The 14,612-nt window shown below is 72.5% G+C and carries 13 protein-coding genes and 1 pseudogene; 7 read left to right on the top strand and 7 right to left on the bottom strand.

The features are described from left to right. Positions 1 to 13 precede the first annotated feature (13 nt). Positions 14 to 1,504: a hypothetical protein gene (locus tag IH50_RS0117860; protein WP_030862679.1), complete on the top strand. Its 1,491-nt coding sequence runs from the start codon at positions 14 to 16 to the stop codon at positions 1,502 to 1,504. A 15-nt stretch (positions 1,505 to 1,519) separates the two neighbouring features. On the opposite strand, the gene IH50_RS0117855 is transcribed toward IH50_RS0117860, so the two are convergent. The 4 genes from IH50_RS0117855 to IH50_RS0117840 form a co-directional block, all read right to left on the bottom strand. Then, a complete protein-coding gene (locus IH50_RS0117855; RefSeq protein WP_030862676.1) occupies positions 1,520 to 2,920 on the bottom strand; it encodes a PP2C family protein-serine/threonine phosphatase in 1,401 nt (466 codons plus the stop codon). A gap of 295 nt (positions 2,921 to 3,215) precedes the next feature. Further along, positions 3,216 to 4,310 carry a chemotaxis protein gene (locus tag IH50_RS0117850; protein ID WP_030862674.1) on the bottom strand — a complete coding sequence of 365 codons (1,095 nt, stop codon included), beginning with the start codon at positions 4,308 to 4,310 and terminating at the stop codon, positions 3,216 to 3,218. A gap of 230 nt (positions 4,311 to 4,540) precedes the next feature. Beyond that, positions 4,541 to 6,142 (bottom strand): alpha/beta hydrolase, encoded by a 1,602-nt coding sequence (locus IH50_RS0117845; RefSeq protein ID WP_030862671.1) that lies wholly within the window; start codon positions 6,140 to 6,142, stop codon positions 4,541 to 4,543. A 244-nt stretch (positions 6,143 to 6,386) separates the two neighbouring features. Beyond that, on the bottom strand, positions 6,387 to 6,872 hold the full coding sequence (locus IH50_RS0117840; RefSeq protein WP_030862669.1) for a nucleoside deaminase: 486 nt from the start codon (positions 6,870 to 6,872) through the stop codon (positions 6,387 to 6,389). A gap of 82 nt (positions 6,873 to 6,954) precedes the next feature. On the opposite strand from IH50_RS0117840, the pseudogene IH50_RS42615 reads away from it, so the two are divergent. Beyond that, positions 6,955 to 7,092 (top strand): annotated as a pseudogene (locus tag IH50_RS42615) (GNAT family N-acetyltransferase); the annotation flags it as partial. An 88-nt stretch (positions 7,093 to 7,180) separates the two neighbouring features. Here IH50_RS42615 and IH50_RS0117835 read toward each other — a convergent pair. Beyond that, positions 7,181 to 7,621, bottom strand: coding sequence for an SPW repeat protein (locus IH50_RS0117835; protein ID WP_030862666.1), 441 nt, complete (start codon positions 7,619 to 7,621; stop codon positions 7,181 to 7,183). 329 nt (positions 7,622 to 7,950) lie between these two features. Between IH50_RS0117835 and IH50_RS0117830 the strand changes: the two genes are divergently transcribed. From IH50_RS0117830 to IH50_RS0117815, 4 genes are all read left to right on the top strand, one after another. Continuing rightward, positions 7,951 to 8,841 carry a glycoside hydrolase family 19 protein gene (locus IH50_RS0117830; RefSeq protein ID WP_030862663.1) on the top strand — a complete coding sequence of 297 codons (891 nt, stop codon included), beginning with the start codon at positions 7,951 to 7,953 and terminating at the stop codon, positions 8,839 to 8,841. A gap of 105 nt (positions 8,842 to 8,946) precedes the next feature. Further along, positions 8,947 to 10,311, top strand: coding sequence for a PI-PLC domain-containing protein (locus IH50_RS0117825; protein WP_030862660.1), 1,365 nt, complete (start codon positions 8,947 to 8,949; stop codon positions 10,309 to 10,311). A 105-nt stretch (positions 10,312 to 10,416) separates the two neighbouring features. Further along, positions 10,417 to 10,812, top strand: coding sequence for a VOC family protein (locus tag IH50_RS0117820; RefSeq protein WP_030862658.1), 396 nt, complete (start codon positions 10,417 to 10,419; stop codon positions 10,810 to 10,812). Between the two features lie 41 nt (positions 10,813 to 10,853). Further along, positions 10,854 to 11,924, top strand: coding sequence for an adenosine deaminase (locus IH50_RS0117815; protein WP_030862656.1), 1,071 nt, complete (start codon positions 10,854 to 10,856; stop codon positions 11,922 to 11,924). On the opposite strand, the gene IH50_RS0117810 is transcribed toward IH50_RS0117815, so the two are convergent. Both IH50_RS0117810 and IH50_RS0117805 read right to left on the bottom strand, forming a co-directional pair. Further along, on the bottom strand, positions 11,906 to 12,421 hold the full coding sequence (locus IH50_RS0117810; protein WP_030862653.1) for a mycothiol transferase: 516 nt from the start codon (positions 12,419 to 12,421) through the stop codon (positions 11,906 to 11,908). The two genes, IH50_RS0117815 and IH50_RS0117810, sit on opposite strands and share 19 nt — an antisense overlap. A 27-nt stretch (positions 12,422 to 12,448) precedes the next feature. Further along, positions 12,449 to 13,333 (bottom strand): LysR substrate-binding domain-containing protein, encoded by an 885-nt coding sequence (locus IH50_RS0117805; RefSeq protein WP_030862651.1) that lies wholly within the window; start codon positions 13,331 to 13,333, stop codon positions 12,449 to 12,451. 127 nt (positions 13,334 to 13,460) lie between these two features. Here IH50_RS0117805 and mgrA point away from each other — a divergent pair, with 127 nt between their 5' ends. Then, a complete protein-coding gene (gene mgrA, locus IH50_RS0117800; protein WP_030862648.1) occupies positions 13,461 to 14,453 on the top strand; it encodes an L-glyceraldehyde 3-phosphate reductase in 993 nt (330 codons plus the stop codon). The last annotated feature ends 159 nt before the right edge of the window (positions 14,454 to 14,612 follow it).

Here is a 14,612-nt window from a genome sequence, read left to right as displayed (position 1 = left end):
CTGGGGGCTTGACGTGAGCGGACAACCCAACACCCGGCTCTCGGACCTGTTCGGCCTGGCCGGCTGGTCCAAGGGCGAACTCGCGAGGCTGGTCAACCGGCAGGCGGCGGCCATGGGCCACCCCCAGCTGGCGACCGACACCTCCCGGGTGCGGCGGTGGATCGACATGGGAGAGATCCCGCGCGATCCCGTACCGCGGGTGCTGGCGGCCCTGTTCACCGAGCGTCTCGGCCGTGTCGTGACCATCGAGGATCTCGGTCTGGTCCGGCACGGGCGTACGGGGAAACGGCCACGCCCCGGGAGTGCGGAACATCCCGACGGAGTGCCGTGGGCGCCCGAGCGGACAGCCGAGGTCCTCACCGAATTCACGGGAATGGACCTCATGCTCAACCGACGCGGCTTGGTGGGCGCGGGTGCCGCGCTCACCGCGGGCTCCGCACTCAGCAGCGCCATGCACGACTGGCTGCACACCGATCCGGCCCTGACCGCCGACGCACCCCGACTCGACGATCCCCTGCGCGCCGACCCCGCCGGGTTCGACCGGTACGAGGCCGCCCCGATCGGCTCGCAGGAGATCGAGGAACTGGAGCGCTCCGTGGAGGTGTTCCGCGCCTGGGACGCCGCCCGGGGCGGCGGTCTCCAGCGCAAGGCGGTGGTCGGCCAGCTCAACGAGGTGGGCGGGATGCTCGCCTACCACCACCCACCCCATCTCCAGCGGCGCCTGTGGGGCGTCGCCGCCAACCTCGCCGTTCTCGCGGGCTGGATGTCGCACGACGTCGGCATGGAACCCACGGCCCAGAAGTACTTCGTGATCGCCGCCCACGCGGCCCGGGAGGGCGGTGACCGGCCGCGCGCCGGCGAGGCCCTGTCCCGGGCGGCCCGGCAGATGGTGCACCTGGGCCGGCCCGACGAGGCGATGGACCTGATGAAGCTCGCCCAGTCCGGCTCGGGCCAGGAGGTCCTGCCGCGCACCCGCGCCATGTTCCACACCATCGAGGCGTGGGCGCAGGCGTCCATGGGCAAGGGCCAGGCGATGCGCCGCACCCTGGGACAGGCGGAGGACCTGTTCGTCTCCGACAAGGGGGACGTGCCCCCGCCGAACTGGATGCAGCTGTTCAACGAGGCGGACCTGTACGGCATGCAGGCCCTGGCGTACCGGACGCTCGCGGAGTTCGAGCCGGACGCCGCCGTGCACGCCCAGCACTACGCGGACAAGGCGCTGGCGCTGCGGGTCGACGCGCAGCAGCGGTCGAAGATCTTCGACTTCCTGTCCATGGCCTCCGCGTGCTTCATCGCCGACGACCCCGAGCAGGCGGACCGGTTCGCGCGCCTCGCCCTGGTGTCGATGGGGCAGAACTCCTCGCGCCGCACCTGGGACCGGCTGCGCCAGATGTACCGGCTCACCGCCGAGTACGCCTCGTACCCGAGGATCCAGGAACTCAGGGAGGAGATCGAACAGGTGCTGCCCCGGCCCAGGGGCAAGGGCGGCAGCGCCCAGGCGTAAAGAGGGCGGACCGGTCTACGGGGCGACCCGGGCGACGAGCACACAGGCGGTGTCGTCGCGCTCCCGCGCGCCGCACTCCTCCACGACCGCCCGGACGCAGTCCTGTGCGGTGCGGGCGGCGGCGAAGCGCGGGGCCAGTGCGAGCAGACGGTGCACGGCGGTGGCTCCGGTGTGATCGGGCACCGGTTTGTCGGTGTGCAGCAGCAGGACGTCGCCGGCTTCGAGGGTCACCTCGGCCTGTCCGTAGGAGGCGCCCGGGGTGGCGCCGAGCAGCACGCCGTCCGGGGCGTCCAGCGCCCACCCCGTCCCGCCGCGGAACAGCAGCGGGGCGGGGTGCCCGGCCTGCGCCCACAGCAGCGAGCGGGTCTCGGGCCGGTAGCGCAGACAGACGGCGCTGCCCAGGGCCGGCTGCGCGGTGGTGTCCAATAACCGGTTCAGACAGGTCAGCAGCGGTCCCGGCGCGGTGCCGGTCATCGCCATGCCGCGCACGGCGCCGAGCAGCATCGCCATGCCGGATGCGGCGCCGACGCCGTGCCCGGTCAGCTCGCCGGCACCGAGCACCGTCGTGCCGTCGGGCAGCTCCAGGGCGTCGTACCAGTCGCCGCCGATCCGCGCGTGCGCCGACGGCGGCAGGTGGGCCGCGGCGAGGTCGAGGGTTCCCGGGCCGGCCTGCGGGAGCCGCAGGGGGCCGTGCCACGTCGGCAGCACGGCCTCCTGCAGCTCGACCGCGAGCCGGTGCTCGGTCCGCGCGGCGGCGTGCCGCCGGCGGCGCAGCGAGTCACGGGTCTCGCTCACCGCCCTTCGGTAGCGGCGCAGTTCGCTGACGTCGCGCAGCACCGCCCACATCGAGGTGGTGCTGCCGTCGGCACCGAGTACCGGTTCGCCCATCATGTGCACGGTCCGTACGCCGTCGTCCGGGCGTACGACGCGGAACTCCCCGTCGATGGGCCGGGCGTCGACCAGACAGTCCGTGACCATCGCGGTCAGTGCGGGCCGGTCCTCCTCGAACACCAGCGAGGGCAGTTCGTCGAGGGTGAGCGGCCCGGTGGCCGGGTCACGGCCCAGGATCCGGTACAGCTCACCGGACCAGCGCACCTCGTCCGTGAGCAGGTCCCACTCCGCGCTGCCGACCCGGCTGAGCAGGGCGTCGTCCGGTGCAGGTGCCGGACCCGGCACGGGGAGCGGGTCGTCCCGCAGTTGCGCCAGGTGCCCGTCCAGGTCGTCGAGCTGGTGCAGCGCCAGGTCGTACAGCGCGCGCCGCCAGCGCTCCCGCGGGTCCGCCGGGTCGGCCGGGGTGTCACGGCGCACCGCGTCCACCTCGCCCTTGAGCCGCCGGGTCTGCGAGATGAGCGCGTCGACCGGACCGCGTCCTGGCGGCGGGGCGGCTGGACGGTCCGCGGAGAGGTGGGACGGCATGACGCACTCCGATGCGGGAACGGTACGGCCTTCGGGCGGAGGGAGGGGCCGTTACGACTGTGGCACAGCCCGCGACGGCCCGTAAGGGATTCGGCAACACACGATAAGGCGGTGCCTAAGGCATATGCCACCGTCTTCGCCGGGTTACCCGCGGGAATACGTCAGAGGTGCCGTGGGCGTATCAACTCCCATGATACGCAAGTGATATGACGACCCGTCGGCCAACCGTCACCACTCATCCGCACGTTCGACGGACACGTGTTCGTGTGCGGGTGACCGGTGGGTCGCCCCGTCCTCAGTAGCGCAGCACCGCCGCGATCCCGTCCGCGCCCCCGAGCGCGCCGTCCGGGACGAAGCGGACCTCGGCGCCGGTCTCCAGGCACTGCTCCACGATCTCGTCCACGATGTCCGCGCGGGCGTCCAGGTCACCGTCCTCGGCGACGATCAGATGCTCGCCGGCGTCGCGCACCGTGATCCGGTAGTTCTCCTCCACGGCCAGCAGCCGGACCCGGCCCTCCCGGGCGTTCTGCCACAGCTCGTCGACGCCGGCCGCGAACTCCTTGCGCCCCCGGGCCGATTCCAGCGACCGGGCCACGTCCTCGGCGCTCCTGCGGGCCTCGGCCTCCAGCACCGGCCGCACCGCCTGCCACACCGCCTCGGGCGTGCCGTGCGCCAGCCCGCCGTGCGGAACGTGCACGGCGTCCCCGGCCGCACTGCCGGCCTCGCCCAGCAGGGACAGGGCGGCGGGCTCGCCGGTGACGTACAGCGGCCGCGGATGGTGGCGCAGCAGCTTCCCCAGCGCGGTGTCCGCGTCGCGCAGGAACCGGCGGGTGTCCTCGCTCCGGAAGCCGCTCGGCTGGTCGCCGATCCACTCCTGCCGTTCGGGGTCGAAGTTCCGTTGCTCCCGGATCAGCGGGAAGCCGCCGGCGCGTTCCTCGACGACCCGGTCCACGCCGCCGCTCCACAGGGTGCACCGGTCGGCGGAGACGGACAGCACCCAGAACGGCCGCTGCGCCGTGTGGGCGGAGACGAGGTTGCGGGTCAGGAAGGTGTCCGAGAGGACGATGCGCTCGGGCACGGCGCGGGCGAGCGACCACACCTGGTGCTCGCCCGGGGCGGCGAAGATGGCCAGGCCGTCCTCCGAGTGCGACAGATCGACCTCGCTCAGGGCCCGGTCGAGCTGCAGGGCCACATCGGCGCGCCGGTCCCGGGTGACCGCGGGATCGGCCTCCAGCTTCTTCTTGGCCTCGGCCACCGCGTTGCGCAGCCGGACGGCGTCCTGGGCGTTGAGGGGATCGCGCCGGTGCGTCGGCGTCAGCACGGACACCGCGGGGTAGGGGCGCGGGCGGCGAAGCCCGGCAAGGGTCGCGGGACTCAGATCGTGCTCCATCAGTCTCCTAGGGCGGGGCCCACCGGTTTCAGCCGGTGGGGAGTTGCTTCCCTGGGCTGTGGTGATTTCCTTTCGTCCCGATGAGGGATCGTTTCGGGTTGGACCGCAACCCTCGGGTCGGAAGCCCCCCTCGGATGGGGGAGCGGAGTCACGACAGCACCATAGGGCGAATTCACGAACGGGGCATTCGGAGCAAAGCGGCCTGTGCGTCCTAGGGGCCGGGCAGCAGCTCAGACGCGGCCGTCGTCCTCGGATCCGCAGGAACTGCCGCTGCGCGGCAGGGAGCCGTAGAGCAGGAAGTCGTCGATCTTGCGGTGGACGCACTCGGACGACCCGTAGCCGGTGTGCCCCTCGGCCCGGTTGTCCAGCACCACGGCGGAGGGACCGAGCCGCTCGGCCGTCTCCACCGTCCAGCGGTACGGCGTGGCCGGGTCGCCCCGGGTGCCGACCAGCAGCATCTTCGGCGTGTCGAGGTCCTTGACCCGCTCACGGATGTAGTCGGTCCCCTTGGGACGGCCGTAACACAGCACCACCTGGGCGAGCCGGTACCGCCCGAAGACCGGCGAGGCCTCCTCGTAGGCGCCGCGCAGCCGGGCCAGGTCCCGGGTCAGCCGTCCGGCGTCCGGACGGTCGGGGTCGTCCGCGCAGTTCACCGCCATCAGCGCCGCCGGCAGGTTGTCCAGGGGCACGTCCTCCTCGTCGACGAGGGGGTGGTCGGCCCGCGGGGGCGCGGGCGGCGCCATCCCTCCGGTCGCGAGGGCCTCCACCCCGCGCGTGTCCCCGTCCTCCACGAGCTGGGCGAGCGCCCGCTGCAGCAGCGGCCACATCTCCTTGGTGTAGAGGCCCTGCCCGATGGCGCCGACCAGGTCCTGACCGGTGAACTCGCCGCCGAAGTCGGTCGGCACCGGATTCTCGTCGAGCGAGTCGACCAGCTCCACGACCTGCGTGCGGGCCGTGCGCGCGTCCTGCCCGAACGGACAGGCGAGCTCCTCGGTGCACCAGGTGAGGAAGTTGTCCAGCGCGGTCTGCTGCCCCCTGGCACCGGCCAGCCCCTGCTCGGCCAGCGGCTCGGTCAGCGTGTCCACGCCGTCCAGCGCCATGCGGCCGACCTTGTCGGGGAACTCGGCGGCGTACACCGCGCCGAGCCGGGTCCCGTACGAGAACCCCAGGTAGTTGAGCTTCCCGTCGCCGAGCGCCTGACGCATCACGTCCAGGTCGCGTGCGACGTCCACGGTGCCGATGTGGTCGAGGACCGGGCCCGAGTGCTCGGCGCACTCGGCGGCCACCTCGCGCAGCTTGCGCAGCGTGTCGCGTGGGTCCGCCGTCTCCTCGCCGTCGGTGGCCTCCAGCGCCTGGCCGGTGGCGTCGGTGCCGCAGCTGACCGGTGCGGAACGGCCGACGCCTCGGGGGTCGAAGGAGACCACGTCGTACTCCTCGGTCAGGCCCAGGAAGTCCTCGCGGCCGCCGGCGAGCCCCATCACCCCCGAACCGCCCGGGCCGCCGAAGTTCAGCAGCACCGAGCCCCGCGGGTCGCCGGAGGCGCGGTAGCGGGCGAGGGCCAGTTCGAGGGTGCCCTCGTCGGGCTTCGCGTAGTCGAGCGGCACGGTGACCGCCCCGCACTGCAGGTCCTTCGGCAGGTCCATGCCCTCGCAGGCCGCCCACGTGATCTTCTGGTCGTAGAACCGGTCGAGGTCGGGATCCGCCCGGCCGGTGGCCGTCAGCCCCGTACCCAGCAGGGCCAGTCCGACCGCCCCGGCGGCCGCGCAGCGCCGGACCGAGGGCCGCACCGCACAGCGCCGGACCGAGGGTCGCTTGGACAGCTTGGCCAGCATCGATGCCTCCAGGGACGCCCCGACCGGCGCCCTCGCCCACCATAAGCGGGCCCCGGGACTCCCGCCCGTCGGTCCCGCGGCGGCCCGCCGCACACCGCCGCCCTCGCCGGCACGGGCGCCGGCCGGACGCTCCCGGTCCTCGGCACCGGCGCCGCGCTCTTCCTGGGCGGAGTCGCCCTGTACCGCCGTGCCCGCCGGCGGACGTACGGCTGAACCGTCCGGAGAAACGATCGACCCTCGCGGGTCAGCGGTGTCCGCGGTGGAACCGCCGGTGCAACTCCTTGACCTCGTCCGCCAGTCCGGGGACGGGCCCGGCCACGGTCACGCCCGGGGCGATCTCGGCGACGGGCAGGGTCCGCACCGGCGGGGCGGGCACCCCCAGCTCGGCGAGCCAGGACGCCAGCTGCTCGGAGGAGGCGACGTACACGATGCGCCCGAGGCCCACCCAGGCGTGGGCGGCGGCGCACATCGGGCAGTGTTCACCGGAGGTGTACACCGTGGCCGCGGCCCGTTCGGCGGGGCTCATGTGCGCCGCCGACCAGCGCGCCAGCTCGAACTCGGGGTGCCGGGTGCGGTCGCCGGAGGCCACGCGGTTGTGGTCCTCGGCGAGCACGGTGCCGTCCCCCGACACCAGCACCGAACCGAACGGCTCGTCCCCGGACTCCAGCGCCTCGGCCGCCAGTTCCACACAGCGCCGCAGGTACGGCAGTTCCTCGTCCCGCATGACCATGGTCCGGCCTCCTCACCGTACTCGGACGACAGCCACGGTAATCCCGTTGCCCCGGGCACCGCCCCGTGGTGAGGTCTGCCGCATGGATGAAGCCGCCGTACTCGCCCTGTTCGACCGTGATATGCGCGAAGGGGCCCGGCCCGACGGCCCCGGTTCGCAGGTCGAGCGCGCCGACGCCGTGGTGCGCCACGTGGGCCCCGCGCACGGCTGGAACGGCGTCCCCCGGCCGCCGGGGCGGTCCCGCCCGGGCGGGAGAACGCCGGTCCGCGGTCGACGCGGGCCGGCGCTCGGCTCCCTTCGCGGTCCTCCTACGGCCGGCGGCCGCTCTTGAGGGCCGTGGCGGCGCAGGCCGTGCCCAGCATCAGGGTGAGGGCGCCGATGACGATGTTGTTCCAGATGACGCCGGCATCGGGGTCGGTGCCGACGATCCACGGTGAGATGATCATCCACAGGCCCAGGGCGCACATGGCCCCGCTGAGGCCGTACATGCGCGCCGGGGCCGCGGTGAACCCCAGGGCGAGCAGGCCGATCGCGATGCCCACGATCAGGTTGTGGGCCACGAGCGCGGGCTGGCTCGTCGTGTAGTGAAGTATCCACGGGGACACCGCACAGTAGAGACCGAGCAGGAACACCGGTCCGTCCACGAGGGCCACATCACGACCCCCGAGCATACGGTCGTACCGTGCCCGCATCTCCGGGGCATCGGGGTGGCTCGTGATGTCACCGCGCGGGTGCGAGACGTTGGCCATGAGTCGTCTCCTTCGACTAACGGACCTGACCGCGTCTGGTGCGGTATGCGGTAAAGGCCGCATAAGTTCATTCTGCTCTTATTCCCCCTTTATGTGTAGGGCTCGCGCGGGTCCGTCCCGCCCCGGTACCGACCGACCGGCATGTTCGCGTCACGGTGACTGGTCTAAACCCTTGACTGGTACAGACCAAAGCGGTTGAGTGTGCTTTCACACCCCCCACCACGGCCGCCCCCACTGCCGTGACCGGCCCCGCCGGCATGTGCGGGCGAGGCTCTGCTTTGGCATGTCCTCGTCCGGGAGCGGCCGCGTTCCGCGAAGGAGTTGTTCCCTTGTCGAGAAGACGCATCGCCGCCGTGACCGCCGCCCTCGTCCTCGCGGGCAGCGCGCCGGTGCTGCTCCCCGCCGCCTCCGCCTCCGCCGCCTCGTGCTCCAGTTACCCGAACTGGGTGGCCGGGAGGTCGTACAACGCCGGTGACATCGTGCGGTACACCGACGGCCGGGCGTACATCGCCGAGCACGCCAATCCGGGGTACGACCCGATCATCAGCACCTGGTACTGGGAGCCGTACGCCTGTGACAACGGCTCCGGGACGCCCGTCGGCAGCTTCGTCGTGTCCGAGGCGCAGTTCAACCAGATGTTCCCGAACCGGAACCCCTTCTACACCTACAGCGGGCTCAAGGCCGCGCTGAGCGCCTACCCCGGTTTCGCCAACACCGGCAGCGACACGGTGAAGAAGCAGGAGGCCGCCGCCTTCCTGGCCAACGTCAGCCACGAGACCGGCGGTCTGGTGCACGTGGTGGAGCAGAACACCGCCAACTACCCGCACTACTGCGACTGGGGACAGCCGTACGGCTGTCCGGCCGGGCAGGCCGCGTACTACGGGCGCGGACCGATCCAGCTGAGCTGGAACTTCAACTACAAGGCGGCGGGCGACGCGCTCGGCATCGACCTCCTGGGCAACCCCTGGCTGGTGCAGAACGACGCGGCCGTGGCCTGGAAGACCGCCCTGTGGTACTGGAACACCCAGTCGGGGCCGGGCACCATGACCCCGCACAACGCCATGGTCAACCAGGCCGGTTTCGGCCAGACGATCCGCAGCATCAACGGCTCCCTGGAGTGCGACGGCCGCAACCCCGCGCAGGTGCAGAGCCGGGTGACCAAGTACCAGCAGTTCACCCAGATCCTCGGAACGTCACCCGGCGGCAACCTGTACTGCTGACGTCCGACGGCTCGGCATGGTGTCATGCACCTGACCTAAGACGCTCGGATCGCGGCCCGCGCGCCCCACGTGCGCGGGCCGTCCCCCGGACGAAGGGCAGCCCGCATGCGCACCCCCCACGCCCTGCTCGCCACGACCGTCACGGCCGCCGCGCTGGCCGCGACGGCCGTGGTACCCGTACCCGCCGCCGCGGCGACCGTGCCGCCCGGTACCTACTACGTCCAGAGCGCGACGACCGGACTGAACGCCGCCGACACCTCCGGCACGGTCGAACAGCACAGACCGCGCGGGGACGAGGACCACCAGCGGTGGAACCTGGGAGCCGACGGCACCCTGGAGAACACCGACAGCCCCGGCACCTGCCTCGGCCGCACCGGCGACCGGGCCCGGACCGTCGCCTGCGCGAGCCCGGAGGCACGCTGGGAGATCACCCCCGCGGGCACGGACCGCTTCACGCTCACCGTCCCCGGCACCGACCGCCGCCTCACCGTCGCCCCGAAGCCCTCCGGCGCGGTCCATCCCGCCCCGCTCGCCGTCGGCCCCGGCACGGGTGACCTCGCCACCTGGTACCTGACCCCGGTCGACCCGGCGACCCGTCCCCTGCCGCCGTGGGACCGGCGCACCCTGGACGAGGTCACCTTCCTCGCCGCCCACAACGCCTACGCCAACGGCGTCGACGGCGGCTTCGCCCCGCCCTTCGTCGACCTCTTCCCCAACCAGAACCGGGGCATCGAGCGCCAGCTCGCCGACGGTGTCCGCGGATTCATGCTGGACATCCACCAGACCCCGGACGGCGCGATCCTCTGCCACAACAGCTGCACCCTGGTCAGCAGGCCCGTCGCCCTGTGGGTGGACCTCCAGCGGATCGTCGACTTCCTGCGCGCCCATCCCGACCAGTTCGTCACCGTCTTCCTGGAGGACTACGTCGCCCCGGACGTCCTGCGCGCCGAACTCGCCCGTGTCCAGGGGCTGCCGGACGTGCTCTACCGCCCCGACCGCACCGGTGTCCGGGAGAACGGCTGGCCGGCCATGGGGGAGCTGGCCGCCGCCGGGCACCGGCTGCTGATCCTCACCGACCACAGCCGCGACGCCGACCGGGCCGCCGGACTGACCCGCGACACCTTCGGCGTGATGTACCAGCGCGAGTGGACCGTCGAGAACCACTGGTCCATGGGCCCGGGCGTCGGCGCCTCCGACTGGTCCTGCTCCAGCCGGTGGTACGACGCGGGCACCACCCTCCCGCTGACCCGCACCGAACCCGGCTTCCGCCCCCTGTTCGTCATGAACCACTTCCGGGACACCACGATCACCTCCACCGCCGGCACGGACAACTCCAAGCTCGCCGACCGCGCCCGCAGGTTCTGTCAGCCGGCCGCCCGCAAGAAGCCCAACTACCTCGCCGTGGACCGCTACGACCTCGGCGACCCGGCGGCCGCCGTCACCGCCCTCAACACCTACGCGTACCCGTAGCCGCCCCGCCCCTCCCGCTCCGGGCCGCCGGTCCCGGAGCGGGACTAGCGCGCCCGGCGGTTTTACGTATAACCTCTCCGGTCAATCCCCCTTCGAGAGGTCACGATGAGACGCATTCCCCTGGTCACCCTCGTCGTCGACGACTACGACGAGGCGATCCGCTTCTACACCGGGGCGCTCGGTTTCCGGCTCGCCGAGGACGCGCCCCGGCCGAACGGCGGCCGCTGGGTCGTCGTCGAACCGGACGCCGGGCACACCGGTGCCGGACTGCTGCTCGCCCGTGCCGACGGGGAGGCTCAGCGGGCCAGGGTCGGTGACCAGACCGGCGGGCGGGTGGGCTTCTTCCTGCACGCCGACGACTTCGCCCGCGACCACGCCCGTATGACCGCCGCCGGCGTGACCTTCCTGGAGGAGCCGCGCCACGAGCCGTACGGCTCGGTCGCCGTCTTCCAGGACCTGTACGGCAACCGCTGGGACCTGCTCCAGCCCGCCGCCCCCTGATCCGCTTTTCTGCCGAACGACCCGCTGAGGAACGACCGCACATGTCATCTACGCGCATAGATACCGAGACTCTCCGCCGCCTCCCCAAGGCGGTGCTGCACGACCACCTCGACGGCGGTCTGCGCCCCGCGACCGTCGTGGAGCTGGCGGAGGCCGTCGGTCACACCCTGCCCACCACCGACCCCGGCGAGCTCGCCGCCTGGTACGTCGAGGCCGCGAACTCCGGCGACCTGGTCCGCTACATCGCCACCTTCGAGCACACCCTCGCCGTCATGCAGACCCGCGAGGGCCTGCTGCGCACCGCCGAGGAGTACGTGCTCGACCTGGCCGCCGACGGTGTCGTCTACGGTGAGGTGCGCTACGCCCCAGAGCTGAACACCCGGGGCGGGCTGACGATGAGCGAGGTCGTGGAGACCGTCCAGGAGGGCCTCGCCGCCGGTATGGCCAAGGCGGCCGCCGCCGGGACGCCCGTCCGGGTCGGCACCCTGCTCTGCGGCATGCGGATGTTCGACCGGGTCCGCGAGGCCGCCGACCTGGCCGTCGCCTTCCGGGACGCGGGTGTCGTCGGCTTCGACATCGCCGGCGCCGAGGACGGGTTCCCGCCCGCCGACCACCTCGACGCCTTCGCGCACCTGCGCCGCGAGAACGTCCCCTTCACCATCCATGCCGGTGAGGCCCACGGCCTGCCCAGCATCCACCAGGCGCTCCAGGTGTGCGGCGCCCAGCGCATCGGGCACGGTGTGCGGATCACGGACGACATCGTGGACGGCAAGCTCGGCCGCCTCGCCGGCTGGGTCCGCGACCGCCGGATCGCGCTGGAGATGTGCCCCACCTCCAACCTCCAGACCGGCGCCGCGACCTCGATCGCCGAACACCCGGTCACCGCGCTGAAGGACCTCGGCTTCCGCGTCACCCTCAACACCGACAACCGTCTGGTCTCGGGCACCACCATGACGCGGGAGATGTCCCTGCTGGTCGAGCAGGCCGGCTGGACGGCCGAGGACCTGCGCACGGTCACGGTGAACGCCGTGAAGAGCGCGTTCCTCCCGTACGACGAACGCAACGCGCTCATCCGGGACGTCGTCCTGCCCGGCTACGACGCGGTGCTCTGAACCAGCCCCCGTACGTACGCGGCCTGTCCGACGTGCTGCAGATCGTCGGACAGGACGCTGACCAGCCGTACGCCCAGGGTCACCGGAGGATCCCAGCGCTCGTCGACGACGCGCTCCAGGTCCTTGGCGGCCAGCGCGCGCAGCGCGCCGAGGGTCTGCTCGTGCACCGCGTCGTGGTAGCCGGTCAGCAGACCACCGTCGTCGACCCGCACCTCGGCCACCTGAGCCGAGGCGTGGCCGTACCCCGTGTCGCGGCGGGGCAGGCCGAGGTCCAGGCGTTTCTCCCAGCCCTGGGAGAGCCACACCTGGTCGAGTCCGAAGGCGTCGGCGACGTGGTCGTCCTGGACCCGGGTGAGGTGCCAGACCAGCCAGGCGACGGAGTTCGCGTCGGGGCCGGGCCGGGCGTTGAGCGCGTCGGGGCCGAGGCCCCCGACGGCGGCGTGGACCTCTTCCCGGATACGGCCGAAGCCGTCGATGAGGATGTCCTTGGCATGCATGCCTCCACCCTCGCGCATCCGCGCCCCTCACGCGCCCCCGTCGTCCAGCAGGGCCATCAGTGCCCGCGCCGCCGGGCTCGTCGCCCGCGGTGACGGCACCAGGGCGACCGTCTCGTACACCGCCTCCCCGGTGTCCTTCAGCGGGAGCGCGGTGAGGGCCTCCCGCTTGTGCCGGAAGTGCCGCGGCACGACGGCGACGCCCAGGTTCTCGTCGACCAGGTCGAGCAGGCTGTGCACGTCGTTCACCTCCAGCGCCACCGTGCGCCGTACGCCCGCGGCGGCGAAGGCGGTGTCGGTGGCGCGGCGCGGACCCCAGTCCGGGTGGAAGTCGACGAAGACCTCGTCGGCCAGGTCGTGCGGGGTCAGCGGTGCCCCCGCCCGTGCGAGCCGGTGGTCCGGGTGGCAGAGCACGGTCATCGGCTCACTGGTCAGCGGCACCGACCGCAGCTGCTCCGGGTCCGCCTCCGTCCGGTAGGCGAAGGCCAGGTCCAGCCGCCCCGCCGCGACCTCCTCCGCCAGCGCGGCCGACCCCCACTGCCGCAGCCGGATCTCCACGTCCGGGTGGAGCCGCCGGAACGTGGCGAGCAGCTCCGCCACGTTCACCCCGGCGATGCACTGCTCGGTGCCGAGTGCGAGGGTGCCGCGCAGGACGCCCTGTACCGCGGCCACCGCCTCGTGCGCCGCCCGCACCTGCGCCAGGATCCGCTCGGCCTCCGCCAGCAGGGCCCGGCCCGCCTCGGTGAGCGTCACCCTGCGGGTCGTCCGTACGAAGAGCGGGGTCTGCAGCTCGCGCTCCAGCGCGCGGATGGACGCGGACAGGCCCGACTGGGAGACCATCAGCCGCTCCGCCGCGCGGGTGAAGTGCTGGTCCTCGGCCACGGCGACGAAGTGCTGGAGGTGACGCAGTTCCATGATTGAGAAGCGTATCCGCTGAATCCCATCGGATTCTCCTGTTGGACCACTGCCCGCAGGTCACGGCAGAGTGGACGGGCGGTTCGACGGAACCGCCCTCATGCGTGCCAACCTCTCTGGAGTCGCGTTGTACACCGCACACCCCGACCGCTACGCGGACATGCCCTACCGGCGCACCGGACGCAGCGGCCTGAAGCTCCCCGCGCTCTCGCTCGGCCTGTGGCACAACTTCGGCCCCGACCGTCCGGCCGAGACCCAGCGCGCCATCCTGCGCCGCGCCTTCGACCTGGGCATCACCCACTTCGACCTCGCCAACAACTACGGGCCCCCGCCCGGCGCGGCCGAGTCCGCCCTCGGCGAGGCGCTGACGTCGGACTTCGCGGCCCACCGCGACGAACTGGTGATCTCCACCAAGGCCGGCTACCTGATGTGGCCCGGCCCGTACGGCGAATGGGGCTCGCGCAAGTACCTGCTGTCCTCGCTGGACCAGAGCCTGAACCGGATGGGCCTGGACTACGTCGACATCTTCTACTCGCACCGCTTCGACCCCGAGACTCCGCTCGAGGAGACGATGGGCGCGCTGCACTCGGCGGTCCAGCAGGGCAAGGCGCTGTACGTCGGTGTGTCCAACTACTCGGCCGAGCAGACCCGCGAGGCCGCCCGCATCCTCGGTGAGCTGGGCACGCCGCTGCTGATCAACCAGCCCCGCTACTCGATGCTCGACCGCCGTCCGGAGGACGAGGGGCTGATGGACACGCTGGACGAGCTCCAGGTCGGTTCCATCGCCTACTCCCCGCTGGAGCAGGGCCTGCTGACCGCCCGCTACCTCGACGGCATCCCCGAGGACTCCCGGGCCGCGAGCGACAGCCCCTTCCTGAACACCGACGCCGTCACCGGGGAACTGGTGGACCGGCTGCGCGCGCTCAACGAGATCGCCGCCTCGCGCGGCCAGACCCTGGCGCAGATGGCGCTGTCCTGGGTGCTGCGCGGTGGCCGCCTCACCTCGGCCCTGGTCGGCGCGAGCAGCCCGCGACAGCTCGAGGACAGCGTCGCGGCCACCCGGAACCTCGACTTCGGCGAGGAGGAGCTGGCCCGCATCGACGCGGTCGTGAAGCAGTAGGGGCACCGGGTACGGGTCGGGCGCCGTGCGGCCGTCCGGCCCGTGGCCGTCGACGCCCCCACCGGCCGGAAGGCGAAGCCGGGGGGACCGCCCGTGCGTCGCCGCGGCCGCCGTGGTGACCGCCTCGTGGGCGACGGCCTCATGGCGGTGGGCGGCCGC

Source organism: Streptomyces sp. NRRL S-37 (assembly GCF_000721605.1).
Classification (GTDB): Bacteria; Actinomycetota; Actinomycetes; order Streptomycetales; family Streptomycetaceae; genus Streptomyces.
Note: the sequence above shows the minus strand (reverse complement) of the source record. Positions and strands in the feature narration are given on the sequence as shown.

Bases quoted from the DNA above. Each gene is read 5' to 3' on its own strand.
- IH50_RS0117840 (WP_030862669.1), bottom strand. From the start codon at position 6,872: ATGGTCATGCGGGACGAGGAACTGCCGTACCTGCGGCGCTGTGTGGAA.
- IH50_RS0117815 (WP_030862656.1), top strand. From the start codon at position 10,854: ATGTCATCTACGCGCATAGATACCGAGACTCTCCGCCGCCTCCCCAAG.
- IH50_RS0117825 (WP_030862660.1), top strand. From the start codon at position 8,947: ATGCGCACCCCCCACGCCCTGCTCGCCACGACCGTCACGGCCGCCGCG.
- IH50_RS0117805 (WP_030862651.1), bottom strand. From the start codon at position 13,333: ATGGAACTGCGTCACCTCCAGCACTTCGTCGCCGTGGCCGAGGACCAG.
- IH50_RS0117855 (WP_030862676.1), bottom strand. From the start codon at position 2,920: ATGCCGTCCCACCTCTCCGCGGACCGTCCAGCCGCCCCGCCGCCAGGA.
- IH50_RS0117835 (WP_030862666.1), bottom strand. From the start codon at position 7,621: ATGGCCAACGTCTCGCACCCGCGCGGTGACATCACGAGCCACCCCGAT.
- IH50_RS0117845 (WP_030862671.1), bottom strand. From the start codon at position 6,142: ATGCTGGCCAAGCTGTCCAAGCGACCCTCGGTCCGGCGCTGTGCGGTG.
- IH50_RS0117820 (WP_030862658.1), top strand. From the start codon at position 10,417: ATGAGACGCATTCCCCTGGTCACCCTCGTCGTCGACGACTACGACGAG.
- IH50_RS0117850 (WP_030862674.1), bottom strand. From the start codon at position 4,310: ATGGAGCACGATCTGAGTCCCGCGACCCTTGCCGGGCTTCGCCGCCCG.
- IH50_RS0117810 (WP_030862653.1), bottom strand. From the start codon at position 12,421: ATGCATGCCAAGGACATCCTCATCGACGGCTTCGGCCGTATCCGGGAA.